We start from the raw sequence: 23,987 nt of genomic DNA on the forward strand, positions 1-23,987 counted from the left end.
CGTTGATAAGCTGATAAAAAACCACCTGCATCGTCAGGTGGTTTTTTTTACTTAAATTATTGGGCGCAGCAAACGCCTGAAAATAAATTAATTAAAAAAGTAAGGTTATTTCTCAGTCCGCAATGCCGATATTTGACGTTGAATTTCAGGCATTACAGCCACTGGATCTTGCTTTCCCAGCCTTTGAGTTCCATGCACTGATAAAATAACTTGTCGCGGCTTTCGCTATTTACGTCCATCACATAGCTTTCAATCTCCGGCTTTTTTACCGCCCGAGTTTTCTCTCCGTCACAATCATCTTTCTTGGTGCAGGCTTCATAGTAAGTCGTGTACTTAGTACGCTGTGCAACCTCGTTTCTCACCGGGAAAGCCTGCTGAGACTGGGTTTCACAGGCTGCGCGTGAGGTTGTGTACTCCTGCGCATTGCTGCGTGTTTTTACCCACTGCGACGCGCAGCCGCTTAACAGAAAACAACAGGTGAGGGCGATTAAGGTTTTATTCATGGCAGGTGCTCTTCCTCGTAGCAAAATAGTGCGTCCTTGTTGGCAGCCCGGTGTCTTATGCAGACGCCCGGCCGTATTGAGCGTGATTATAATTGCCGCACATAAACCTTATATATATAGCCCACCCTTTTTATCAATCCGGCAGGATCTACGAATAATCCTGGAGCAGGTCGATGCCTGTAGAGAAAAAAACGATGTCTGGCTGAACCGATTCTGGCTTAAGCCGGAGCGGGAAAATGCCCGTAATCCAGGCGGGATCGAGGCTTCAGGCTGTAGCCTGACCCCCTCGCTTTCTTGTGATGATACCGCCTTTAGTGGTATGGTTTTCGCCTCAAATTCGATTGAATATTTAAACGTATGGGGAATTACGCAATGCGTATCATTCTGCTCGGCGCTCCGGGCGCAGGTAAAGGGACTCAGGCTCAGTTCATCATGGAGAAATACGGCATTCCGCAAATCTCCACCGGTGACATGTTACGCGCCGCAGTCAAATCTGGTTCAGAACTGGGTAAACAGGCCAAAGACATCATGGATGCTGGCAAACTGGTGACCGATGAACTGGTTATCGCCCTGGTAAAAGAGCGCATTGCGCAGGAAGACTGCCGTAACGGTTTCCTGCTGGACGGCTTCCCGCGTACTATCCCGCAGGCTGACGCCATGAAAGAAGCAGGCATCAATGTTGATTTCGTGCTGGAATTCGACGTGCCGGACGAGCTGATCGTTGACCGCATCGTGGGCCGCCGCGTACACGCCGCTTCCGGCCGCGTTTACCACATCAAATTCAACCCACCGAAGGTTGAAGGTAAAGACGACGTGACCGGCGAAGAGCTGACCACTCGTAAAGACGATCAGGAAGAGACCGTGCGTAAGCGCCTGGTGGAATACCATCAGATGACCGCTCCGCTGATCGGTTATTACTCTAAAGAAGCTCAGGCGGGTAATACCCAATACGCCAAAGTTGACGGGACTCAGGCAGTTGCTGCTGTCCGCGCTGAACTGGAAAAAATCCTCGGATAATTTCGGCTTCTAAAATCAATACCAGGGCCTGTCCCTGGTATTTTTTTGCCTGAAATTTCTCCTCTTGCTGTAATCGGTTCTCGTTTCGCTCTTTTACGTTACAATTGACGGCAATTTAAAGATAAGGGGTGGGAATGAATCAGGAAAAAATTGGCATCTTACTGGCTAACCTTGGCACACCGAGCGCCCCAACGCCCGCGGCGGTTAACCGCTATCTGCGTCAGTTCCTGAGCGACCGACGCGTGGTGGATACGCCGCGCCTGTTATGGTGGCCGCTTCTGCGCGGGGTGATTTTGCCGCTGCGTTCGCCGCGCGTGGCGAAACTCTACCAGTCTATCTGGATGGAAGAAGGTTCCCCGCTGATGGTTTATAGCCGTCGGCAGCAGCAGGCTCTGGCGCGGCAGTTGCCCGATACGCCGGTAGCGCTCGGCATGAGTTACGGCGAGCCTTCGCTGAAAAGCGCGGTAGACGATTTGCTGGCGCAGAACGTGACGCATATTGTTGTGCTCCCGCTTTACCCTCAGTTTTCCTGTTCAACCGTGGCTGCGGTATGGGACGAGCTGGGCCGAATTTTTGCTGACTACCGCAGCCTGCCGTCAATTTCCCTGATCCGCGATTACGCCACCGACGCCGGATATATCAACGCGCTCGCGGCATCGGTTAAACGTTCCTTTGCCGAACACGGCGAGCCGGACGTGCTGCTGCTCTCCTATCACGGCATTCCGCAGCGCTACGCGAACGAAGGTGACGACTACCCGCAGCGCTGCCGCGATACCACCCGGGAGTTGCTGAGCGTGCTTGAGTTGCCGCCGGAAAAAGTGATGATGACCTACCAGTCACGCTTTGGCCGCGAACCGTGGCTGATGCCTTATACCGACGAAACGCTGAAGATGCTGGCCGAAAAGGGCGTGAAGCATATTCAGGTGATGTGCCCGGGCTTCTCCGCCGACTGCCTGGAAACCCTCGAAGAAATGGCGGTCCAGAACCGCGAAGTGTTTATCGAGGCTGGCGGCACGAAGTATGAATACATCCCGGCGCTGAACGACGATCCGGCCCATATCGCGATGATGGAAAACCTGGTCGCCCGCTACCGCTAAATCTGCGCGTTGAAGAAACGCGCCCCGTCACGCAGAGCCGCATCGGCGGCTTTCATCACGCGTGAATAGTGCAGGAAGGCGTGCAGCGTGCCGGAATACTGTTTGTATTCGCAAGGCTGATGATGCGCCTATAACGTCTGATACAGCAGGCGGCTGTCGTCGAGCAAAGGATCGAACTCTGCACCAGCGATAAAGCAGGGCGGTACATCGCGTGTGAGATCGTTATTGAACAGGCAGTAATACGGCGACTCGCGATCTGCCGCATCGCGCAGCAAGGCATTTTCGTACATCTCCAGATCCTGCCGTGTTAACCCATCCCACTCGCCGCCCAGCAGCCGGCGGCTGACGGAATCCTGTAGCCCATAAAGGCCGTACCACAGCAGCACGCCTGCCACTCTGCCGCAATGAATATCCCTGTCGCGCAGCCAAAGCGCGCTGGCGAGCGCCAGCATTGCGCCTGCCGAATCCCCGGCGAAGCCGATAGTGTCCATATTCAGTTGATATTCACCGGCCTGATGAGAAAAGTACCGGCAGGCGGCAATGGTTTCTTCAATTGCCTGTGGGAAGCGAGCCTCCGGCGACAGAGAATAATCAATACCTATCACCGTACACCGGGAGTAGCTGGCCAGCAGGCGCATAATACGGTCGTGCGTGTCCAGGTTGCCCAGAATAAAGCCGCCGCCGTGCAGGTAAAACAGCGTGGCTTTGCTGCCCGGTTGCGGGTGATAGAGGCGCGCGTTAACCGCCCCGTAAGCCGTGGGAACCTCACATTCCCTCGTCTCCATTTGCGGTGCGCCTTCATTCCAGTAGCGGCGCTCGAGGGCATAATGCTGGCGCATCGCCGGGTAATCGTTAGTCGAGGGCCACGGCGGGAGGTCATTCTGCCGTACGTTGATGGCCGCTTTCATCTCGTCCGAAATAAGGTCGAGAACGTGGATTTTGTTTTCCGGCTTCATAAGATGCTCCTGGTGAAATTGCACCATTTTAGAAACTGAGAGCCGGTAAACCGGGACGCTGCCTTCTGATATTGAAACTTTGCGCCACGTCGCGCTCGCCGGGAGGAATGTGCTACCATGCGCGGCCCAGTTGGCCACTCTTAAACACATTCATGAAATTTCCCGGTAAACGCAAGTCCAAACACTACTTCCCCGTTAGCGCCCGCGATCCGCTGCTTCAGCAAACTTTGCCTGAGTCCGAAAGCGGATCTTCATGGATCGTCGGTATCGATCAAACATTGGTGGATATTGAAGCCAAAGTGGATGACGAGTTTGTGCGCCGCTACGGGCTGAGTTTCGGCCACTCGCTGGTCATCGAGGATGACGTTGCCGAGGCGCTTTATCGTGAGCTGACTGATAACAACCTGATTACCCACCAGTTCGCTGGCGGCACCATCGGCAATACGATGCACAATTACTCGGTGCTGGCCGACGACCGTTCGGTTTTACTCGGGGTGATGTGCCGCAATATCGAAATAGGCAGCTATGCCTACCGCTACCTCTGCAACACCTCCAGCCGGACCGATCTCAACTATTTGCAGGGTGTTGACGGCGCGATTGGTCGCTGCTTTACGCTGGTTGGCGAGCAGGGCGAGCGTACTTTTGCTATCAGCCCGGGGCATATGAATCAGCTGCGTCCCGAGAGCATTCCGGAAGAAGTGATTGCCGGAGCTTCCGCACTGGTGCTGACCTCCTATCTTGTGCGCTGCAAGCCGGGCGAGCCGATGCCGGACGCCACGATGCAGGCGATTAACTGGGCGAAAAAACATAACGTGCCGGTCGTCCTGACGCTGGGAACCAAATATGTGATTGCCGAAGATCCGGCCTGGTGGCAGGCATTTCTGCGCGATAACGTGTCGATTCTGGCGATGAATGAAGAAGAGGGCGAAGCGCTGACGGGCGAAAGCGATCCGCTGCTGGCGGCCGATAAGGCGCTCGACTGGGTTGATTTAGTGCTTTGCACCGCCGGGCCGGTTGGCCTCTATATGGCGGGCTACACCGAAGAAAGCTCGAAACGCAAAACTCAGCACCCGCTGCTGCCGGGGGCGATTGCCGAGTTTAACCAGTATGAATTCAGCCGCGCGATGCGCCTGAAGGATTGCAGCGAGCCGCTGCGTATCTACTCCCATATCGCCCCATACATGGGCGGCCCGGAGAAGATAATGAACACCAACGGCGCGGGTGACGGGGCGCTGGCCGCGCTGCTGCACGATATTACCGCCAACAATTACCACCGCAGCAATGTGCCCAACTCCAGCAAGCATAAGTTTACCTGGCTGACCTATTCGTCGCTGGCTCAGGTTTGCAAATATGCCAACCGCGTAAGCTATCAGGTGCTGAACCAGCATTCTCCGCGCCTGACCCGAGGGCTGCCGGAGCGCGAAGATAGCCTGGAAGAGTCATACTGGGAGCGCTAAGCAAAAAAGGCTGACGTGTTTAGCGCCAGCCTGAATGAATAAGGGGTGAGCCGGGCAGCCCACCCCAAAAAGTGATTTATCCCGTCACCGCTTCCTGAGCAACCGGCGGAACCAGCAGCCCAAGCATAGTATTGGCTATCTCTCTTTCCCCCATCACAACCTGATTTGCGCCGCGTTCGGTGATGTAGTCCACTTCATCGTCGTAATGGGCGCGGGCAATGATTTCGATATCCGGGCATTTCTCTCTGGCTGCGGCGACTATCTCTCCGGCCTCATAGCCGTTCGGGATAGTCAGCAGCAGCCAGCGGGCGCAGTCGAGGTGCGCCAGATTCATTATTTCTTCATTGGCGGCATTACCCAGCACGGCGCGAATACCGCGCTCGCGCAGCTCATCGACGCGGCTGCGGGAGGTTTCAATCACCACCAGCGGCACGCCTTCGGCAATCAGCTTTTCACCGAGCAGGCTGCCAACGCGGCCGTAACCGACCAGCAGCGCGTGGTTGCAGATATCCACCGGGATCTGTTTTTCTTCTTCGATAGCTTCTTCCAGCGTTTGCTCGTCCAGCGTCTCAGTTTTTTCCAGATAACGCTCGAGGATAGCGAACAGAATCGGGTTGAGCATAATCGACAGAATTGCCCCCGCCAGCACCAGATTTTGCCCGGTCTGCGGCAGCAGGTTCAGCGCCATGCCGAGGCCCGCGAGAATAAACGCGAACTCGCCGATTTGCGCGAGGCTGGTGGCAATTGTCAGTGCGGTACGCTGGGAGTGGCCAAACATGCGCACCAGCAGGAAAGCGGCCAGCGACTTACCGAAGATGATAATCGCCAGCGTGCCCAGCACGGCCAGCGGCTCCTGGATAAGGATCAGCGGGTCAAAGAGCATACCTACCGAGACAAAGAACAGCACCGCAAAAGCGTCGCGCAGCGGCAGCGTGTCGTGCGCCGCGCGGTGGCTAAGCTCGGACTCGTTCAGCACCATCCCGGCAAAGAAAGCGCCGAGGGCGAAGGAGACATCAAACAGCTCAACCGCGCCGAAAGCGATGCCGAGCGCCAGCGCCAGCACGGAGAGGGTAAACAGCTCGCGGGAGCCGGTTGCCGCGCTGCGCGCCAGGATCCACGGCACCAGACGGCGGCCGACCAGCATCATCAGGGCAATAAAGGCGGCCACTTTACCTATGGTAATAGCCATATCAAGGCTAAGCGAGGCCAGGCCAACGTCGCCTTTTTCCAGCATGCCGGCAACCGCAGGCAGCAGCACCAGCGTCAGCACCATCACCAGGTCTTCAACAATCAGCCAGCCGATGGCTATCTGCCCTCGCTGGGTGTCGATTAGCTGCCGCTCCTCAAGGGCGCGCAGCAGCACCACGGTGCTGGCGGTCGACAAACAGAGACCAAACACGATGCCGGTCATTATCGACCAGCCCATCAGCCAGGAAAGCGCCATGCCCAGCAGCGTCGCAACGCCTATTTGCGCGATTGCGCCGGGGATGGCGATGGCCTTTACCGCCATCAAATCCTTCAATGAAAAATGCAGCCCGACGCCGAACATCAGCAGAATCACGCCTAATTCTGCTAACTCGGGGGCCAGTTTGGTATCAGCGACAAAACCAGGGGTAAAGGGACCTGCCAGCACGCCAGCTAATAAATAGCCCACCAGCGGAGATATGCGCAGCTTATTAGCCAGCATACCGAGTAAAAAAGCGAGTACGAGACCACCAACAATGGTGGTGATAAGCGGTGTGGCGTGATGCATTCCGTCTCCTTTGGTTAGCCGATGTTCCAAAAACTTTCTGTTACACAGTTTATGACAATTTCGCTCTCAGCGTTTATGAATAATTGTTGAATTTTGGATAAAAAGCGCATTTCGGTAAAAAAAAGGCCCTGAGTAGCATTTAACTCAGTTATCTGGGGGAGTGACTGGAACTGTATGGGGGCGGCGAGCGGCCAAAGCAACACTTTGGCCGCTAAAGGTCAGGATTTATGGCGGTTATCGGGTAGGAATATTGTCATAATGCCGAGTAACGGCAGGAAGGCACATATTTTGTAGACCAATTCAATGCTGGAGTGGTCGGCAATCACCCCAAGCACCGCGGCACCGAGTCCACCCATCCCAAAGGCAAATCCGAAAAACAGCCCGGAAACCATACCGATACGTCCCGGCAGTAGCTCCTGGGCATACACCAGAATAGCCGAGAAGGCGGAGGCCAGAATAAAGCCAATGATGACCGTCAGCACGCCGGTCCAGTAGAGCGAAGCATAGGGTAAAACAAGGGTAAACGGCGCGACACCGAGGATTGACCCCCAAATCACGTATTTTCTACCGATTTTGTCCCCCAGAGGGCCACCGATAACCGTCCCTGCCGCAACCGCAAACAGGAAAGCAAACAGGTGGAACTGGGCGTTTTGTACCGAGAGTCCGAATTTTTGCATCAGGTAGAAAGTGAAGTAACTGCTGATGCTTGCCATATAGAAATATTTGGAAAATATCAGCAGCAGCAGAATGGAGACCGCCAGAATGACCTTATTGCGCGGCAGCGGGTTAACCACCTGCACAGGCGGGCGGCCCTTCGCGATTCGATGCTGAGCGGCGTACCAGCGGCTGATTTGCAGCAGCACAATAATGGCCAGCAGCGCGGCCAGCACGAACCAGGCGACATTGCCCTTGCCGTATGGCGCAATAATAACTGCCGCCAGTAATGGCCCCAGCGAGCTGCCGAAGTTACCGCCCACCTGGAACAGCGACTGCGCCAGGCCGTGACGGCCGCCGGAAGCCATGCGGGCAACGCGGGACGATTCGGGGTGGAACACCGACGAACCGGTGCCGACCAGCGCCGCGGCGACCAATACGGCAGGGAAGCTCCCGGCCAGCGCCAGTAGAACCAGGCCGCAAAGGGTGAAGCACATACCAATCGGCAGCGACCACGGCATCGGGTATTTGTCGGTGTAGTAGCCCACCAGCGGCTGTAGCAGCGAGGAAGAGAGCTGGAAGGTCAGGGTTATCATCCCAATCTGCATAAAGCTCAGGGAGAACTCGGCCTGCAGCAGGGGATAGATAGCCAGAATCAGCGATTGAATCATGTCGTTAAGCAGGTGGGAAAGGCTGATGGCTCCGAGGATCCCAAATGCGGTGCGCGCTTTTTTTTGCTCCGGGGGCGTGCCCGGCTGGGTGAGGGTTTGAGAACTTGCCATAATTACCTGTAGAAAACGTTTATTGTTTTTAGAGCGGGCTACGCAGGAGATAGCCCGGGATAAATCGTTACCCTGCTAACATACCTGCGCCGCGGATTTGAAGGAAGTCGCATTTCGGAAAAGTTAGTTGTCTATCCTGAAGGCTATCTGGTATTTCTGCGCAGTTACATTTTGACATGGAGATTTGCAATGCGGTTTGCTACAAAAACAATAACCACGGCGCTGCTGGTGGCATTGAGCTTAACCAGCGCGTCGGCGCTGGCCTGGGAAAAAGACAAAACTTACAAAATCACCATTCTGCATACCAACGATCATCACGGCCATTTCTGGCGCAATGAATATGCCGAGTATGGTCTGGCGGCGCAAAAGACGCTGGTAGACAGCGTGCGTAAAGAGGTTGCGGCCGAAGGTGGAAGCGTGCTGCTGCTCTCCGGCGGGGACATCAATACCGGCGTGCCGGAGTCTGACTTGCAGGATGCCGAGCCGGACTTCCGCGGCATGAGCCTGATTGGTTATGACGCGATGGCGGTAGGCAACCATGAATTTGATAACCCGCTCTCCGTTCTGCGCCAGCAGGAAAAATGGGCGAAGTTCCCGCTACTGTCGGCCAACATTTACCAAAAAAGCACCGGCGAACGCCTGTTCAAGCCTTATGCGCTGTTTAAGCCTCAGGGTATTAAGGTGGCGGTTATCGGCCTGACGACTGACGACACGGCGAAAATCGGCAACCCTGAATACTTCACCAACATAGAATTCCGTAAACCGGCCGATGAAGCCAAACTGGTGATTCAGGAGCTGCAAAGCACCGAGAAGCCGGATGTGATTATCGCCGCCACCCACATGGGCCACTACGATAACGGCAATCACGGCTCAAACGCACCGGGCGATGTGGAAATGGCGAGAAGCCTGCCGGAAGGCGCTTTGACGATGATTGTGGGTGGTCACTCACAAGATCCGGTTTGTATGGCGGGCGAGAATCAGAAACAGAAGGATTATGTTCCGGGGACGCCTTGCGCGCCGGACAAGCAAAACGGCACCTGGATTGTCCAGGCCCACGAGTGGGGCAAATACGTCGGGCGCGCGGACTTTGAGTTCCGTAATGGCGAAATGAAACTGGTGCATTACCAGCTGATCCCTATCAACCTGAAGAAGAAAATCACCTACGACAACGGGCAAAGTGAGCGCGTACTTTACACCCCGGAAATCCCTGAGAATCAGCAAATGCTCTCCCTGCTGACGCCGTTCCAGAACAAAGGCCAGGCGGCGCTGAAGGTGAAAGTGGGCAGCGTTAACGGGCATCTGGAGGGCGACCGCAGCAAAGTTCGTTTCGTGCAGACCAACCTGGCCCGCGTGCTGCTGGCGGCGCAAATGGCGCGTACCAGTGCCGATTTCGCGGTGATGAGCGGCGGCGGGGTTCGTGACTCCATCGAGGCCGGTAACATCAGCTATAAAGATGTGCTTAAGGTGCAGCCGTTTGGCAACACCGTGGTGTATATCGATATGAACGGCAAAGAAGTTGAGGAGTACCTGACGGCCGTGGCGCAGAAAACCCCTGACTCCGGCGCTTATCCTCAGTTCGCCAACGTGAGCTTTGTTTCTACCGGCGGCAAGCTTAGCGGCCTGAAAATCAAAGACCAGCCTGTCGACCCGGCCAAAACCTACCGCATGGCAACCCTGAGCTTTAACGGCACTGGCGGCGACGGTTATCCGGAAATCGATAAAAAGCCGGGCTATGTCAACACCGGCTTTGTGGATGCGGAAGTGCTGAAGCAGTACATCGAACAGAACTCACCGCTGGACGTGAATGCTTACCAACCTAAAGGCGAGGTGAGCTGGAACTAAGCGTTAATCCAGGCGGGCGATATCGGCGAAACGGGCATCCAGCAGTTTTGCCAGGTCGCTCGCCGCCAGCTCGATATCCAGCCCGCGTTTGCCGCCGGAAATATAGATGGTGGCAAACGTCTGCGCCGGTGCGTCAATCACCGTTGGCAGGCGTTTTTTCTGCCCCAGCGGGCTAATGCCGCCGACCAGATAACCGGTGATGCGCTGGGCGACCATCGGGTCAGCCATCTCAACCTTCTTCACGCCAAGCGCCTTCGCCACCTTTTTCAGGTCAAGCTGTCCGGCGACCGGCGTCACCGCCACCGCCAGGTGTTTCATATCGCCATTTAGCGCCACCAGCAGCGTTTTATAAACCTGGTCGGCGTTCAGCCCCAGCTTGCGAACCACTTCGTCGCCGAAGTTGGTTTCCAGCGGATCGTGCTCATAGGCATGGATTTGAAAGCTGATTTTGTTTTTTTCGAGGAGTTTTACCGCGGGAGTCATGGTTTCCTTCTTTCTTAGTTGTTTTGAAAACGCACAAAATAGTAATCGTAGTGATATACTTGGAGAGTAATATAGCGCTACATAATAGTGATGGCGCAAATCATCACATTGAGCGACAATTCAGCTTCGGTTGCTTCGGCAGCCGAGGATAAACAGAATAATAAATGAAATTCCTCTTTGACGGGCCAATAGAAATATTGGCCATTTTTTTACCCTTTTTTCAGTAATTCCGGCAAGTTACCTTCACCGTAAAGATGCAGCGCCCCCACCGCAACCACATAGCGCCCGGCCGGCAGTTGCTGAAGAAAATCCCGCCACTGATGGTTTCGCTGATGCATCAACACATCGTACAGCTCATCGCCGAAGGTGTTCGGCAGCGCAATATTTCCCTGTTGGGGCGGCGTTTCCAGCCACCAGCCAATCATAATTTGTAATAAGCGCGCGTTGGTGTGCCAGTGGGTAAGCGTATCGTTTAACAGCGACATACCGCCGTTCGGCAGCGCCGTCAGCAGGTCAATTTGGCTTTGTGCCCCCTCCAGCTCGGTAACGGGCACCCCAAAGCGCTGCGCGGCTTCAAGCAGCTGATAGTCGATGCCGTAATCTGGCCGCAGCCCAAGCCGCTGCGCCTGATGTGCCTGCATAATTAAGGCGACCTGCCAGGCTGGCTGGTTTTCAATGCTGCTGAGCGAGAGGCCAAGCTCGTCGCACAGGGTCACGACCTGCTGATAAGTCTCAGGTTCAAGGCGCTGTTCAAGGCTGATTTCTGGCTCGATATTGCTAAACGGCGAGCCGCCGGAACTGACATCCGCTTCGACAATCAGCGCATCCGCCGCGCGCAGCTTACCGATTAAGCGCTCGGACAGCGGGGCCATATCACGAGTCCCCATATGGATACTGCCCACCAGATGCAAATGGCGTTTACCGGGGAGGGTGACATCTAGAGCGGGCCAGGGATAAGTAGAAACCGTCAGGCCGGAAAACAGTGAGCTAATACGTTGAAACAAACCCATATCGCGATTCCCTGGCAAAAAAGCCATGCTAACGCCGCGGGCCGGAAGGGGGAAGTAAAAAGTCATCCGGGCCGGTGAAGGCCCGGATGAGCGGGAGGTCAATCTTTTGGTTTAAAGCGCAGCAGGCGGTTAGCGTTGCTTACCACGGTAATGGAAGAGAGCGCCATTGCCGCCCCGGCAACCACCGGGTTGAGCAGCGTGCCGGTCAGGGGATAAAGCACGCCTGCGGCAATCGGGATGCCAAACGAGTTGTAGACGAAGGCGCCCAGCAGGTTTTGCTTCATATTTCGCAGCGTGGCTTTTGAAATAGCCAACGCGTCGGCAACGCCTACCAGGCTGTGGCGCATCAGCGTAATCGCCGCGGTTTCAATAGCCACATCGCTGCCGCCGCCCATTGCTATCCCCACGTCGGCCTGGGCCAGCGCCGGAGCATCGTTGATGCCGTCCCCGACCATAGCAACCTGGCGACCCTGCTGCTGAAGTTGCTTAATAGCTTCGGCCTTGCCGTCCGGCAGCACGCCCGCTATCACCTCATCAATACCGGCCTCTTTGGCAATCGCATTGGCGGTAACCGGGTTATCGCCGGTGAGCATCACCAGACGGTAGCCGTTGCGGTGCAAACGTTGCAGGGCGCTGATGCTGTCTTTACGAAGCGGGTCGCGGACGGCCAGCAGCGCCATCAGTTTCCCATCCACCGCCAGCAGAACCGGCGTTGAGCCAAGCCGTGCCTGGGCATCAATACTTGCGGCAAGCGCCTCCGTTTCTACGCCCTGCTCGTCGAGCAGCGCTTTGTTACCCAGCAGAAGCTTGTGTCCTTCCGCCTCGCCGCTAACGCCCAGCCCGCGCAAGGTGCGGAATGAACTAACCTCCGTCAGCGTTGCGTCACCCGCTTTTTCGATAATAGCCCGTGCCAGCGGGTGGCTGGAGCCTTGTTCAAGCGCGGCAGCCAGGCGCAGAACCTGGTCCGCATCCACGCCCGGCAGGGTTTCAACGGCAACAACCTGCGGTTTGCCTTCGGTCAGCGTGCCGGTTTTATCGAATACTACGGTATCGAGCGTGCTGGCGCGCTGCAATGCGTCGGCATCCCGCACCAGAACCCCAAATTCGGCGGCGCGGCCTACGCCGGAAATAATCGACATCGGCGTGGCAAGCCCAAGGGCGCAAGGGCAGGCGATAATCAGAACCGTGGTGGCGATAACCAGGGTATAAACAATTTGCGGCGCAGGGCCGACGAAGTACCAAACTGCGGCGCTAAACAGGGCAATCAGCACCACAATCGGCACAAATACCGCAGAGATTTTATCCGCCAGCTGGCCGATTTCCGGCTTGCTGCTCTGTGCCTGGCGAACCATGCGGATAATGCGCGACAGCGTGGTGTGGCTGCCGGTTGCCGTGGCGCGGAACAGCACGCTGCCGTCCTGCACAACGGTGCCCGCGTGAATGCCGTCGCCGCTTGATTTTTGCATCGGTATCGGCTCGCCGGTCAGCATTGCTTCGTCGAACCAGGCTTCACCCCGGGTAATCTCGCCGTCAACCGGCACGCGGTCGCCCGTTGCAAGGCGCAGCGTCATCCCGGCGGTAACTTCGGCCAGCGGCAGCGTTTTTTCACCTTCTTCCGTGACCACTCGTGCGGTTGGCGGCGTCAGATCCAGCAGGCGTTCGAGTGCTTTCGAGGAGCGCTGGCGAGCGCGCTGCTCAAGCATATGGCCGAGATTTATCAGGCCGATGATCATCGCGCTGGCCTCGTAGTAGAGGTGGCGAGCTTCCATCGGGAAGTGTTGCGGCCAGATATTCACGGTAATCGAGTAGAGCCATGCCGCGCCTGTGCCGAGGGCGACCAGCGTATCCATGGTGGCCGCGCGGTTCATCAGGCTGCGCCATGCGCTGCGGTAGAAATGGCCGCCGGCAAAAATCATCACCGCCAGCGTCACGACGCCGATTGCCAGCCACAGGGAACGGTTACTTTCGGTGACCATCATATTGTCGCCGATCATCCCCCAGACCATCACCGGAATGCCGACGGCGAGGGCGACAACGGCCTGCCAGCGGAAGCGCTTCATGGCGGCATTAGCCGTCTCCTGCTGGCGTTCACGGCGTTTCTGGTCGTCTTCAATGGCTTCTGCGCCGTATCCGGCACTTTCTACGGCTTTAATCAGGGATTCTGCGGAGGCGGTGCCCATCACCAGCGCGCTGCGCTCCGCAAGGTTGACCCGTGCCTGGCTGACGCCCGGTACTTTCTGCAGAGCGTTCTGCACCCGTGAGACGCAGCTGGCGCAGCTCATTCCGTCGATAAGCAGCTGTCGGCTGTCATCTTCGGTTGAGGCTGCCGGAAGCGAAGGGGCGACCGCTGTCAGTGCTTCCGACGGAGTTGATGACTCTGCCAGCGGTTCAGCCTTTGGGTGGCTGGCGACTTCTGCGCCGTATCCCGCTTCTTTAACGGTTTCTACCAGAGCTTCCGGCGTAGCGCTGCCGGTGACGCGGGCGTGGGTTTGCGTCACTTCCGCCTGCTCAACGTCCGAACGCTGTTCGAGGCTTTCTTTAACGCGTTTTACACAGTGGCCGCAGGTGAGGCCGTCCAGATTCAACTCTACAATGTGTGACATCGTCAGACTCCTGTACGATTACGAGGTGAAATATTGACCGAAAGGAAGATTCGGTTAACTATGATGAAGGTTAAACCTTCCATCAAGGGGAAGGTCAAGGCTTTAAATTTCTGAAGGCTAAGTTGTGTATTGCCATGAGGCATTAAGTCAGGAGACAACGGATTTCCGGGCGGGATTGGGAAGACCGTGCGTGCACAGTGCGGCGGCATCCCAGCTGTAATTTTTGCATCTACACGCAACTTTCATTTCGTTTTGCGCATTTGTCGATCCCCGTCAGGATCTTGCTCTTAACGCACATAAAAATGCCCATATATTTGACTCCGTATTATCTTTGAGGTAATTTTCATCGACGCATGACTACAAAGCGTAGTCACATCAGCGCACCTTATAAGGGGGTTATATGAATATAATATCTGACGAGTTTGACGGCTTCTAAGCCGCACTAACCTCTATGAGGCGGGGATACTAACCCCGCCTTTTTTATGGATGAAGGAACATGACACCAGACGCTACAACGCTACAAATCATCAGCAATGTTATCGTTCTGATCGGTGTGTTGGTTGCTATCGGTGCGATTGTCTATAACGTCCGTACAGCAAAGAAAACCCAGACTGCCAATTTTTTATTTGAGAGCCGGCAGGATACGCAGTACATAGAATCTTTGCACACCCTTAAGCAAGTACACCGCTCAGGAAAGTCCTTTCGCTCTTATGTTTTCCCATGCGAAGGTACCGCGATCACTGAAGAAGAGATGGCCGAACGCCGCAAATTTCAGTACATCCTGAATTTTTATGAAAGGGTTGCAGTGAGTATCCGTGAAGGGATCTATGACGAGCAGATGATTAAGAGAACGTCTTTCACCACGGTAATAGAAACTCACGATATCGCTGAACCTCTGATCAAAGCCATCAGGGAACACATCAAATCGGAAACGACCTATCAAGAATTCGAATGGTTGGTTAAGCGCTGGAAGGCCAGACCTCTTAAGAAAAACAAGTAACAATCACTATGAAAAAGCCGCCAGTTTCTGGCGGCTTTTTCTTTTTCACCATAGAGTATATTGTGGCTTTGTGTCCGCCTGAGTCCCATCATCCAGTGGAGGTCAAGGAGGAAAAATGAATATTAGCGATGTGGCGAAAAAAACCGGGTTAACCAGCAAGGCAATCCGTTTTTATGAACAGAAAGGGCTGGTTACGGCGCCTTTTCGCGCCGACAACGGCTACCGCAGCTATACCCAGAAACATCTCGATGAGCTAACGCTACTGCGTCAGGCCCGCCAGGTGGGGTTTAATCTTGAAGAGTGCAAAGAGCTGGTGAGCCTGTTTAACGATCCGGCAAGGCACAGCGCGGACGTAAAAGCGCGCACTTTGCAGAAAGTGGCGGATATCGAACGGCACATTATCGAATTGCAGAATATGCGCCAGCATCTGCTGACGCTGGCGGAAGCCTGCCCGGGCGATGACGGCGCCGATTGTCCGATTATCGACAACCTTTCCGGCTGTTGCCATCGCCACGGGGTGAGTTAAGCGGCTCTGATTTTCAGCGTGATGCCTTCTACGGCAAGCACGACCACTTCACAGCCTGCCGGGAGCTCTTCGTCTGCGGTAACCGGCCAGCTGCTGTCCGCCACACGAACATGCCCCCGGCCATTGACCAGCGGCGTGTCCAGTCGGAACCGGCGGCCAACCAGCTGCTGGCCACGCTGATTCAGCACTTCACCCGGCACCTGCTGTTTGCGCCCGGAAAGCCAGCGCCACCAGAGGAAGGCGGCAACCAGCGTCAGTAGCGCAAAGCAAACGCCCTGTAGCTCCCAGCCCAGCGGCAGAGCCCAGACCAGCAGGCCGGTTATCACCGCCGCCACGCCGCTCCACAGCAGATAGCCGCTGGCGCCCAGCATCTCCGCCGCCAGCAGCAGTCCACCCAGCGCAAGCCAGAAGACGTGCGGATGCGCGAGAATACTGTCTATCATTTTTTACGCTCGCTGCCGCTCTGGGCGATAAGTTCGCTAATCCCGGCGATGGAGCCCATCAGGCTTGTGGCATCCAGCGGCATCAGCACTACTTTGCTGTTATTGGCCGAACCGATTGTCTGTAGCGCGTCAGTGTATTTCTGGGCGACGAAGTAGTTCACCGCCTGGATATCACCTTTGGCAATCGCTTCAGAAACCATCTGCGTGGCGCGGGCTTCCGCTTCGGCGCTACGTTCGCGGGCTTCTGCTTCAAGGAAGGCCGACTGGCGCTCGCCTTCGGCTTTCAGGATCTTCGACTGTTTCTCACCTTCGGCTTTTACGATTTCGGCCTGGCGAATACCTTCCGCCTCAAGAATGTACGCTCGTTTGGTACGCTCGGCTTTCATCTGGGCGTTCATCGCGTCGATAAGCTCCGCCGGCGGGCGGACGTCGCGAATTTCAATACGGGTAATTTTAATACCCCACGGGTTGGTGGCTTCATCGACGATGTGCAGCAGGCGGGTATTGATGTTGTCGCGCTGGGAGAGCATTTCGTCCAGCTCCATTGAGCCAAGCACGGTACGAATGTTGGTCATCGTCAGGTTGATGATGGCCAGCTCAAGGTTGCTGACTTCATAGGCGGCACGCGGCGCGTCGACCACCTGAATAAAGCATACAGCATCGATGGAAACGTTGGCGTTATCCTTGGAGATAACTTCCTGGGAAGGGATGTCGAGCACTTGCTCCATCATATTGATTTTGCGGCCTACGCGGTCCATAAACGGCACCACAAGGTTGAGCCCCGGCATCAGAGTTTTGGTATAGCGGCCAAAGCGCTCTACGGTCCATTGGAAGCCCTGAGGCACAATTTTTACCCCGGCAGCGACAATCACCAGCGCAACAAGGATTAATACGGGGATCACGATAAGCATTTAAAAACCTCCTGTTTGTTTTGCCGCCAGTCTACCCGCTTAAGTTGAAACATTCAGCAACATCCTGGCAACGGCCGCCAATTAAGTGTAGGCAATCCCGGTCTCTGACCGTAACTATGCCAAATTGGAATGAAGTTGATGAGTTAAGTTCATTTTTTACATGTGATGTGTAGGCGTAATATCGAATCATTCGGCAGACCAGCTGCGCTGTATGGGACGCCTTAGACGAGGGAGTTTTATTCGGTAGAGGAAGCAATGGGAACGATAATAGCTGAACAGCAACAGACGAATAACAGCCGCTGGCAAAAAATAGTTGAAGAGTTAATTTCCCCGCTGGCTATTGATATTAACGGTAGCGGTCCGGCGGATATTCGGGTTAATAACCCAGAGTTCTTTAAACGAATATTGCAGGAAGGCTCCCTGGGGCTGGGCGAAAGTTACATGGATGGCTGGTGGGAGTGCGACCGGCTGGATATTCTTTTTACCCGCATTTTGCGTCACGGCCTTGATAGCCAGATACCAAAACATTTTTCTGACTTAATGCGTATTGCAGGTGCACGGCTGTTTAATTTGCAGTCCCGCAAGCGCGCATGGATAGTCGGCAAAGAGCATTACGATATCGGCAACGATCTGTTTGCGGCGATGCTGGATCCGTATATGCAATACTCCTGCGGCTACTGGAAAGAGGCTACGGATCTTGCTTCCGCGCAGCGCAACAAACTGCATATGATCTGCGAGAAACTCCAGCTTAAACCGGGTATGAAGCTGCTGGATATCGGCTGCGGATGGGGCGGCCTGGCGCAGTACGCGGCCCAGGAGTATGGCGTCAGCGTGGTTGGCGTGACGATTTCCGCAGAGCAGCAAAAAATGGCTCAGGATCGCTGTCGGGGCCTGGATGTCGATATTCTGCTACAGGATTACCGTGACCTGAACAGTAAATTTGACCGCATTGTTTCGGTCGGCATGTTTGAGCACGTCGGCCCAAAAAACTACAACACATATTTTGAAGTTGCGGCCCGCAATATAAAAGATGACGGTCTGTTTCTGCTACACACCATTGGTTCTAACGAAACTGATTTAAACGTTGATCCCTGGATCAATAAATATATTTTCCCCAACGGCTGCCTGCCTTCGGTTAGCCACATTGCCGCCGCCAGTGAAAAGCATTTTGTAATGGAAGACTGGCACAATATCGGCTCGGACTACGATAAAACCTTAATGGCCTGGTACGATAACTTTTTACGCTGCTGGCCGAATATCGAACGCAATTACGATAGGCGTTTCAAACGTATGTTCAGCTATTATTTGAATGCCTGCGCCGGTGCATTCCGTGCGCGTAATATTCAGCTTTGGCAGGTGCTGTTAAGCCCGAGCGGCGTAGACGGCGGGATCCGCGTTTACAGATAAACAGAGAAAGAAAAGGCCGGGAAACCGGCCTTTTTCGTTTTGAACGGATTAATACATCAGGGCATAAATCTGGCGGCGATATTTGGATGCCAGAGCATCGCCCGTTCCCAGCGCGGCCAGAATTTCCATCATCATTTTACGAGCCTGACCGTCGGCGGCGCCAAGGTCTTTTTTCAGATGGGTATAAAGCAGCTCAAGCGCTTCTTCGTTACGCCCGACCTGATGCAGCTGCAATGCCAGTTGCCCGGCAAGCTGGGCATTTTCCGGCTCGTTTTGCACCTGCTGCTGTAGCTGCTGAATTTCCGGGGTATCGGCCGCCTGCTTCAGCAGTTCGATTTGCGACACCAGCGCCTGGTAGCGAGTATCCTGATCCTGCATCGGGATGGTTTTCAGCACCGCTTCGGCATCTTCGCTGCGGTGCAGGGCAATTTGCACTTCCGCCAGCAGCAGGCCAATTTCGCTGTTCTGGCCGGAAAGCTGCCACGCGTCTTTCAGCAGCGGCAGCGCTTCGGCGTGTTTCCCTTCCTGCATTAGCTCAGCCGCCTGCTGAGCCTTCAGCTCTTCTTCACGAGGCAGCACTTTGTCGAGCAGGGCGCGAATCGCTTCTTCCGGCTGCGGCCCCTGGAAGCCGTCAACCGGCTGGCCGTTCTGGAACAGATAAACCGTCGGGATGGAGCGCAGACCAAACTGCGAAGCCACCATCTGCTCGGCGTCGCAGTCAACTTTAGCGAGAATAAACTGACCGTTGTATTGGGCTGCAAGCCTGTCCAGAACCGGCGTTAACTGTTCACAATGCTGGCTGCGGGCAGACCAGAAATAGAACAGCACCGGCTTAGCCATGGACTGTTCCAGCGTCTGGTGCAGGTTCGCTTCGGTAATGTTAATAATATTTTCTGCGGACATGGGCGATTCTCAGTTAAGCATTTGTTTTTTACATGGGGGCTGAGGCCGGGACTTCAACTCAGCTGCGTAAAATTTTGTCCATCGCGCAGGCCGGAAGCAGGCGGCGCAGTACGGAAACAACGTGCGTTACCACGGTCACCGGGTAGCGTAATTTTGGCCTTGGGCTTTCAAACGCATGGCGCACTTTTGCCACTACGGCTTCCGGGCCGAGGGTAAAGCGCGCGGCAATTCCCGGATTTTCAACCGGCTTGTCGGACTGGGTCTGGTTAACGTTATCGGTAAAGCGGGTGCGGATTGGGCCCGGCTCTATCAGGCTAACCTTAATTCCGCTGTGGCGAAGCTCCATACGCAGCGCGTCTGACCAGGCCTCAAGCGCGTATTTACTGGCGGCATAAGCCCCGCGCCCCGGGGTGGAGATCAGCCCCATTACCGAGCTGGTCATCACGATGCGGCCTTCATGGTGAGGCTGCATGGCGGGCAGCAGCAGCATGGTTAGCTGGTGCGTGCCGAAGAAGTTGGTTGAAAACTGCTGTTCAAGCTGTTCGCGGGAAATGGCGTTCAGCGGGCCATACACGCCATAACCGCCGTTATTAAACAGGCCGTAAAGGCGATTACCGGTGATTTCAATCACTTCGGCGGCGGCACGTTTGACGCTTTCCGGGTCATCAAGATCGAGCTGAATGCCGGTAAAACCGAGCTGATTCATGCGCTCTACGTCTTCCGGTTTACGGCAGGCGGCGAGAATGTTGTAGCCAAGCTTCTGTAACTCCTGCGCGCTGGCTAAGCCAATCCCGCTGGAGCAGCCTGTAATTAAAACGGATTTTTGCATAACTTTACCCGAAGGGTGCCCCGATTATTTATCAGTCGTGTTTAACTATCTCGTCATGCCTGGCGCTGCTGCGCCAGTTATTTAGAGAGTAATGGAGCCAGCCGGGTCGCCATCCAGTCGGCGATAAACGGCTGAGCATCACGGTTTGGGTGAATGCCGTCATCCTGCATCCATTGCGGTTTCAGATACACCTCCTCCATAAAAAATGGCAGCAGAGGAATATCAAACTCTTTGGCAAGCTGCGGATAAATAGCGCTAAACGCCTCATTATAACGGCGTCCGTAGTTGGCGGGCAGGCGAATTTGCATCAGCATGGGCTCAGCGTTCGCCGCCTTAACGTCGGTGATGGCCTGGCGCAGCGTTTTTTCTACCGCCTGAGGCTGGAACCCGCGCAGGCCGTCATTGCCGCCGAGTTCGACCAGCACCCAGCGCGGCTGATGCTGTTTTAGCAGAGCGGGCAGGCGAGCCAGGCCCTGAGCCGCAGTATCGCCGCTGATGCTCGCATTAACCACTTTTGTTCCCTGCTGCTGCCATTTCGCATCCAGCAGGGCGGGCCAGGCACCGTTGGCCGCCATGCGATAACCGGCGCTCAGGCTATCGCCTAATATCAATAACGTGTCCGCCGCCGCGGCGCGGAAGGTCATCAAAGCCAGAAACAGGAAGGGCAAATGCCAGCGGAAAACATTGTTGAAGTTCATCATCTTAGTAAGTCCGTGGGTCAGGGTGAACACGAGCTTTCCATCCTTACCGGAGTTGAGCTGGTTGTCAAACCGGCCGAAACCATCGCCCTGATTGGCGAGTCCGGCTCGGGGAAGTCTACTTTGCTGGCTATTCTCGCCGGGTTGGACGATGGCTCGAGCGGTGAGGTCCACCTTTGCGGCCAGCCGCTGCACAGCATGGATGAGGAAGCCAGGGCGGCGCTGCGGGCAAAAAACGTCGGCTTTGTGTTCCAGTCCTTTATGCTGGTGCCCACCCTTAATGCTCTCGAAAACGTTGAACTTCCCTCGCTGCTGCGTGGTGAAAATAGCTTGGCCAGCCGAACCCAGGCCAAAGCGCTGCTGGAGCAGCTTGGGCTGGGCAAGCGTCTCGACCATCTTCCCGCCCAGCTTTCCGGCGGCGAGCAACAGCGTGTAGCCCTGGCTCGCGCCTTCAACGGGCGGCCCGGCGTGCTGTTTGCCGATGAGCCAACCGGCAATCTCGACAGGCAAACCGGCGACCGCATTGCCGATCTGCTGTTTTCCCTCAACCGCGATTTTTCCACCACGTTGATCCTCGTCACTCACGATGAGCAGCTTGCGGCTCGCTGTGACCGCCGCCTGCGGCTGCGCGAAGGCAAGCTGTGGGAGGAAGCATGATAGCCCGCTGGTTCTGGCGCGAGTGGCGCTCTCCCTCGCTGCTGATTGTCTGGCTGGCGCTTAGCCTCGCGGTGGCGTGCGTGCTGGCGCTCGGCAGCATCAGCGACAGAATGGAAAAAGGGCTAAGCCAGCAGAGCCGCGAATATATGGCCGGTGACCGTACGCTGCGGGCCGCCCGCGCCGTACCGGCTGAGTGGCTGGAGCAGGCTAAGGCCGACGGCCTCAAGGTGGGCGAACAGCTCAGTTTTGCCACCATGACCTTTGCCGGTGACACGCCGCAACTGGCGGATGTGAAAGCGGTAGACGGCGTTTACCCGATTTACGGCGAGCTGGAAACGGACCCGCCGGGCCTGAAGCCAGAACCCGGGACGGCTTTACTTGCGCCGCGCCTGCTGGCCCTGCTCAACCTGAAGGTGGGCGAAAATATTGACGTTGGCGACGCCACGCTGCGTATTGCCGGGCAGGTTATTCAGGAGCCGGACGCCGGGTTTAACCCATTCCAGATTGCGCCCCGCCTGATGATGAACCTTGCCGACGTTGAGAAAACCGGAGCGGTTCAGCCCGGAAGCCGCATTAGCTGGCGCTACAAGTTTGGCGGCGACGCTCAGCAGCTACAGAGTTATGAGAACTACCTGCTACCGAAGCTGAAGCCGGAACAGCGCTGGATTGGCATGGAGCAGGATGAAGGGGCGCTTGGCAAATCTCTGGAACGTTCTCAGCAGTTCCTTCTGCTTTCCGCCCTGCTGACGCTCCTGCTGGCGGTTGCTGCCGTCGCCGTGGCGATGAGTCACTACTGCCGCAGCCGCTATGACCTGGTGGCTATCCTGAAAACGCTGGGCGCGGGCAGGGCGGCGCTGCGCAAGTTAATTATCGGCCAGTGGCTGATGGTGCTGCTGCTGGCGGCCATAGCCGGAGGCGCTGCGGGGCTGGTGTTTGAAGCCGCGCTGCTGCAACTGTTGAAACCGGTGCTGCCTGCCGCGCTGCCGCCTGCCAGCCTCTGGCCGTGGCTGTGGGCAATAGGCTCGATGGTAACTATTTCGCTGCTGGTGGGGTTGCGGCCTTATCGTCTGCTGCTGGCAACTCAGCCTTTGCGGGTACTGCGGCGCGATGCGGTGGCGAATGTCTGGCCGCTGAAAATTTACCTGCCGGTGATTAGCTGCGTGGTGGTTGCGCTTCTCGCGCTATTGATGGGCGGAAGCTCGCTGCTGTGGGCGGTGCTGGCCGGTACGCTGGTGCTGGCCGCGCTGTGCGGCATTGTGGGATGGGGCGTACTGAAGCTGCTGAAAAAGCTCACGCTGAAAAATCTTGCCCTGCGCCTCGCGGTCAACCGCCTGCTGCGCCAGCCCTGGGCGACGCTCAGCCAGCTGGCCGCCTTCTCGCTTTCCTTTATGCTGCTCGCCCTGCTGCTGGTGCTGCGCGGCGACCTGCTGGAAAGATGGCAGCAACAGCTGCCGCCGGAAAGTCCGAACTATTTCCTGGTTAATATCGCTCCCGAACAGGTTCAGCCGGTGAAAACCTTCCTCGCCGATCATCAGGTGATCCCCGAGTCGTTTTACCCCATCGTGCGGGCGCGCATGACGGCGATTAACGGCAAGGCCACCGAGGGTAACCCGGACGAAGCCCTTAACCGCGAGCTGAACCTTACCTGGCAAAGCCAGAAGCCGGATCATAACCCGATTCTGGCAGGTGCCTGGCCGCCGAAAGCGGGCGAAGTATCGATGGATGAAGGCGTGGCGAAGCGGTTGAACATTCAACTGGGGGACAGCGTCACCTTTATGGGGGATACCCAGGACTTCAGTGCTAAAGTCACCAGCCTGCGCAAAGTGGACTGGGAAAGCCTGCGGCCGAACTTCTATTTCATCTTCCCGCCGGGCGCGCTGGATGCCCAGCCGCAAAGCTGGCTCACCAGCTTCCGCTGGGAAGGCAATAACGGCCTGCTTACCCAGTTGAACCGAGAATTTCCGACCATCAGCCTGCTGGACATAGGCGCTATTCTGAAGCAGGTCGGCCAGGTGCTGGAGCAGGTAAGCCGGGCGCTGGAGGTGATGGTGGTGCTGGTGACCGCCTGCGGCCTGCTGCTGTTGCTGGCTCAGGTTCAGGTTGGTATGCGCCAGCGCCACCAGGAACTGGTGGTTTACCGCACGCTTGGCGCCGGTAAAAAGCTGCTGCGAACCACTTTGTGGTGTGAGTTTGCTGTGCTGGGGCTGGTTTCCGGTCTGGTTGCGGCCATCGGCGCGGAAACGGCGCTTGGCATGCTGCAAACCCGGGTATTCGACTTCCCGTGGCAGCCTGACTGGCGGCTGTGGGTCGTGCTGCCGCTTACCGGGGCGGTATTGCTGTCGCTTTGCGGCGGCTGGCTGGGCGTTCGCCTGCTGAAAGGGAAAGCGCTGTTCCGCCAGTTTGTCGCCTGATAAGTGCCGGGCAGGGACGCCCGGTATCGTTATAAAATGATTTAT

Annotated in this window: 20 protein-coding genes and 1 pseudogene; 9 read left to right on the forward strand and 12 right to left on the reverse strand. The window is 56.2% G+C overall.

What is annotated here, in order from left to right; all coding sequences use genetic code 11:
* Positions 1-152: 152 nt before the first annotated feature.
* Positions 153-503: a hypothetical protein gene (locus tag FOC35_RS14350; protein WP_172569255.1), complete on the reverse strand. Its 351-nt coding sequence runs from the start codon at positions 501-503 to the stop codon at positions 153-155.
* Positions 504-875: 372 nt separating this feature from the next.
* Here FOC35_RS14350 and adk point away from each other — a divergent pair, with 372 nt between their 5' ends.
* Positions 876-1,520: an adenylate kinase gene (gene adk, locus FOC35_RS14355; RefSeq protein WP_039898575.1), complete on the forward strand. Its 645-nt coding sequence runs from the start codon at positions 876-878 to the stop codon at positions 1,518-1,520.
* 134 nt (positions 1,521-1,654) lie between these two features.
* Positions 1,655-2,617 carry a ferrochelatase gene (gene hemH / locus FOC35_RS14360; protein WP_172569256.1) on the forward strand — a complete coding sequence of 321 codons (963 nt, stop codon included), beginning with the start codon at positions 1,655-1,657 and terminating at the stop codon, positions 2,615-2,617.
* Here hemH and aes read toward each other — a convergent pair.
* Positions 2,614-3,573, reverse strand: a pseudogene (aes, locus tag FOC35_RS14365) (acetyl esterase). The gene hemH and the pseudogene aes sit on opposite strands and share 4 nt — an antisense overlap.
* A 152-nt stretch (positions 3,574-3,725) precedes the next feature.
* Here aes and FOC35_RS14370 point away from each other — a divergent pair.
* A complete protein-coding gene (locus FOC35_RS14370) occupies positions 3,726-5,030 on the forward strand; it encodes an inosine/guanosine kinase (RefSeq protein ID WP_172569258.1) in 1,305 nt (434 codons plus the stop codon).
* Positions 5,031-5,106: 76 nt separating this feature from the next.
* Here FOC35_RS14370 and ybaL read toward each other — a convergent pair whose 3' ends face one another.
* Both ybaL and FOC35_RS14380 read right to left on the reverse strand, forming a co-directional pair.
* Entirely contained in the window at positions 5,107-6,783 is a 1,677-nt protein-coding gene (gene ybaL / locus FOC35_RS14375; RefSeq protein WP_016537641.1) for a YbaL family putative K(+) efflux transporter, read from the reverse strand.
* A 218-nt stretch (positions 6,784-7,001) separates the two neighbouring features.
* A complete protein-coding gene (locus tag FOC35_RS14380) occupies positions 7,002-8,219 on the reverse strand; it encodes an MFS transporter (protein ID WP_172569259.1) in 1,218 nt (405 codons plus the stop codon).
* 189 nt (positions 8,220-8,408) lie between these two features.
* Here FOC35_RS14380 and ushA point away from each other — a divergent pair, with 189 nt between their 5' ends.
* Positions 8,409-10,061, forward strand: a complete 1,653-nt coding sequence (ushA, locus tag FOC35_RS14385; RefSeq protein ID WP_172569260.1) for a bifunctional UDP-sugar hydrolase/5'-nucleotidase UshA — start codon at positions 8,409-8,411, stop codon at positions 10,059-10,061.
* A gap of 3 nt (positions 10,062-10,064) precedes the next feature.
* Here the strand turns inward: ushA and ybaK are convergent, their stop codons facing one another.
* From ybaK to copA, 3 genes are all read right to left on the reverse strand, one after another.
* The gene (ybaK, locus tag FOC35_RS14390; RefSeq protein ID WP_016537637.1) at positions 10,065-10,544 is read right to left on the reverse strand and encodes a Cys-tRNA(Pro)/Cys-tRNA(Cys) deacylase YbaK; all 480 of its coding nucleotides are present in this window, start codon (positions 10,542-10,544) and stop codon (positions 10,065-10,067) included.
* Between the two features lie 209 nt (positions 10,545-10,753).
* A complete protein-coding gene (locus FOC35_RS14395; RefSeq protein WP_172569261.1) occupies positions 10,754-11,554 on the reverse strand; it encodes a TraB/GumN family protein in 801 nt (266 codons plus the stop codon).
* 98 nt (positions 11,555-11,652) lie between these two features.
* Complete coding sequence (gene copA, locus FOC35_RS14400) at positions 11,653-14,157, reverse strand: copper-exporting P-type ATPase CopA (RefSeq protein WP_172569262.1); 2,505 nt, start codon at positions 14,155-14,157, stop codon at positions 11,653-11,655.
* Positions 14,158-14,653: 496 nt separating this feature from the next.
* On the opposite strand from copA, the gene FOC35_RS14405 reads away from it, so the two are divergent.
* The gene (locus tag FOC35_RS14405; RefSeq protein WP_172569263.1) at positions 14,654-15,157 is read left to right on the forward strand and encodes a DUF4760 domain-containing protein; all 504 of its coding nucleotides are present in this window, start codon (positions 14,654-14,656) and stop codon (positions 15,155-15,157) included.
* 115 nt (positions 15,158-15,272) lie between these two features.
* Positions 15,273-15,683 (forward strand): Cu(I)-responsive transcriptional regulator, encoded by a 411-nt coding sequence (gene cueR, locus FOC35_RS14410; protein ID WP_016537634.1) that lies wholly within the window; start codon positions 15,273-15,275, stop codon positions 15,681-15,683.
* On the opposite strand, the gene FOC35_RS14415 is transcribed toward cueR, so the two are convergent.
* Positions 15,680-16,126, reverse strand: coding sequence for an NfeD family protein (locus FOC35_RS14415; protein ID WP_172569264.1), 447 nt, complete (start codon positions 16,124-16,126; stop codon positions 15,680-15,682). The two genes, cueR and FOC35_RS14415, sit on opposite strands and share 4 nt — an antisense overlap.
* The gene (locus FOC35_RS14420; protein ID WP_016537632.1) at positions 16,123-17,037 is read right to left on the reverse strand and encodes an SPFH domain-containing protein; all 915 of its coding nucleotides are present in this window, start codon (positions 17,035-17,037) and stop codon (positions 16,123-16,125) included. Before FOC35_RS14420 ends, FOC35_RS14415 begins: the two co-directional genes overlap by 4 nt.
* Positions 17,038-17,292: 255 nt before the next feature.
* Between FOC35_RS14420 and cfa the strand changes: the two genes are divergently transcribed.
* A complete protein-coding gene (cfa, locus tag FOC35_RS14425) occupies positions 17,293-18,444 on the forward strand; it encodes a cyclopropane fatty acyl phospholipid synthase (RefSeq protein WP_016537631.1) in 1,152 nt (383 codons plus the stop codon).
* Between the two features lie 48 nt (positions 18,445-18,492).
* Here the strand turns inward: cfa and FOC35_RS14430 are convergent, their stop codons facing one another.
* The 3 genes from FOC35_RS14430 to tesA all read right to left on the reverse strand — a co-directional run bounded on the left by FOC35_RS14430 (position 18,493) and on the right by tesA (position 20,877).
* Positions 18,493-19,347 carry a co-chaperone YbbN gene (locus FOC35_RS14430; RefSeq protein WP_172569265.1) on the reverse strand — a complete coding sequence of 285 codons (855 nt, stop codon included), beginning with the start codon at positions 19,345-19,347 and terminating at the stop codon, positions 18,493-18,495.
* Positions 19,348-19,405: 58 nt separating this feature from the next.
* The gene (locus FOC35_RS14435) at positions 19,406-20,176 is read right to left on the reverse strand and encodes an SDR family oxidoreductase (protein WP_016537629.1); all 771 of its coding nucleotides are present in this window, start codon (positions 20,174-20,176) and stop codon (positions 19,406-19,408) included.
* Positions 20,177-20,253: 77 nt separating this feature from the next.
* Entirely contained in the window at positions 20,254-20,877 is a 624-nt protein-coding gene (gene tesA / locus FOC35_RS14440; RefSeq protein ID WP_039899385.1) for a multifunctional acyl-CoA thioesterase I/protease I/lysophospholipase L1, read from the reverse strand.
* Here tesA and ybbA point away from each other — a divergent pair.
* Both ybbA and ybbP read left to right on the forward strand, forming a co-directional pair.
* Positions 20,845-21,531: a putative ABC transporter ATP-binding protein YbbA gene (gene ybbA, locus FOC35_RS14445; protein ID WP_172569266.1), complete on the forward strand. Its 687-nt coding sequence runs from the start codon at positions 20,845-20,847 to the stop codon at positions 21,529-21,531. The two genes, tesA and ybbA, sit on opposite strands and share 33 nt — an antisense overlap.
* Entirely contained in the window at positions 21,528-23,942 is a 2,415-nt protein-coding gene (ybbP, locus tag FOC35_RS14450; RefSeq protein ID WP_172569267.1) for a putative ABC transporter permease subunit YbbP, read from the forward strand. The genes ybbA and ybbP overlap by 4 nt, the downstream gene beginning before the upstream one ends.
* Positions 23,943-23,987: the final 45 nt, after the last annotated feature.

The organism is Cedecea sp. FDAARGOS_727 (assembly GCF_012273235.1).
Classification (GTDB): Bacteria; Pseudomonadota; Gammaproteobacteria; order Enterobacterales; family Enterobacteriaceae; genus Cedecea; species Cedecea davisae.

Bases quoted from the DNA above. Each gene is read 5' to 3' on its own strand.
- ybbP (WP_172569267.1), top strand. From the start codon at position 21,528: ATGATAGCCCGCTGGTTCTGGCGCGAGTGGCGCTCTCCCTCGCTGCTG.
- FOC35_RS14435 (WP_016537629.1), bottom strand. From the start codon at position 20,176: ATGCAAAAATCCGTTTTAATTACAGGCTGCTCCAGCGGGATTGGCTTA.
- ybaK (WP_016537637.1), bottom strand. From the start codon at position 10,544: ATGACTCCCGCGGTAAAACTCCTCGAAAAAAACAAAATCAGCTTTCAA.
- FOC35_RS14430 (WP_172569265.1), bottom strand. From the start codon at position 19,347: ATGTCCGCAGAAAATATTATTAACATTACCGAAGCGAACCTGCACCAG.
- cfa (WP_016537631.1), top strand. From the start codon at position 17,293: ATGGGAACGATAATAGCTGAACAGCAACAGACGAATAACAGCCGCTGG.
- FOC35_RS14395 (WP_172569261.1), bottom strand. From the start codon at position 11,554: ATGGGTTTGTTTCAACGTATTAGCTCACTGTTTTCCGGCCTGACGGTT.
- ushA (WP_172569260.1), top strand. From the start codon at position 8,409: ATGCGGTTTGCTACAAAAACAATAACCACGGCGCTGCTGGTGGCATTG.
- FOC35_RS14415 (WP_172569264.1), bottom strand. From the start codon at position 16,126: ATGATAGACAGTATTCTCGCGCATCCGCACGTCTTCTGGCTTGCGCTG.
- copA (WP_172569262.1), bottom strand. From the start codon at position 14,157: ATGTCACACATTGTAGAGTTGAATCTGGACGGCCTCACCTGCGGCCAC.
- FOC35_RS14405 (WP_172569263.1), top strand. From the start codon at position 14,654: ATGACACCAGACGCTACAACGCTACAAATCATCAGCAATGTTATCGTT.
- FOC35_RS14380 (WP_172569259.1), bottom strand. From the start codon at position 8,219: ATGGCAAGTTCTCAAACCCTCACCCAGCCGGGCACGCCCCCGGAGCAA.
- tesA (WP_039899385.1), bottom strand. From the start codon at position 20,877: ATGATGAACTTCAACAATGTTTTCCGCTGGCATTTGCCCTTCCTGTTT.
- ybaL (WP_016537641.1), bottom strand. From the start codon at position 6,783: ATGCATCACGCCACACCGCTTATCACCACCATTGTTGGTGGTCTCGTA.
- FOC35_RS14370 (WP_172569258.1), top strand. From the start codon at position 3,726: ATGAAATTTCCCGGTAAACGCAAGTCCAAACACTACTTCCCCGTTAGC.
- cueR (WP_016537634.1), top strand. From the start codon at position 15,273: ATGAATATTAGCGATGTGGCGAAAAAAACCGGGTTAACCAGCAAGGCA.
- hemH (WP_172569256.1), top strand. From the start codon at position 1,655: ATGAATCAGGAAAAAATTGGCATCTTACTGGCTAACCTTGGCACACCG.
- ybbA (WP_172569266.1), top strand. From the start codon at position 20,845: ATGCCAGCGGAAAACATTGTTGAAGTTCATCATCTTAGTAAGTCCGTG.
- FOC35_RS14420 (WP_016537632.1), bottom strand. From the start codon at position 17,037: ATGCTTATCGTGATCCCCGTATTAATCCTTGTTGCGCTGGTGATTGTC.
- adk (WP_039898575.1), top strand. From the start codon at position 876: ATGCGTATCATTCTGCTCGGCGCTCCGGGCGCAGGTAAAGGGACTCAG.
- FOC35_RS14350 (WP_172569255.1), bottom strand. From the start codon at position 503: ATGAATAAAACCTTAATCGCCCTCACCTGTTGTTTTCTGTTAAGCGGC.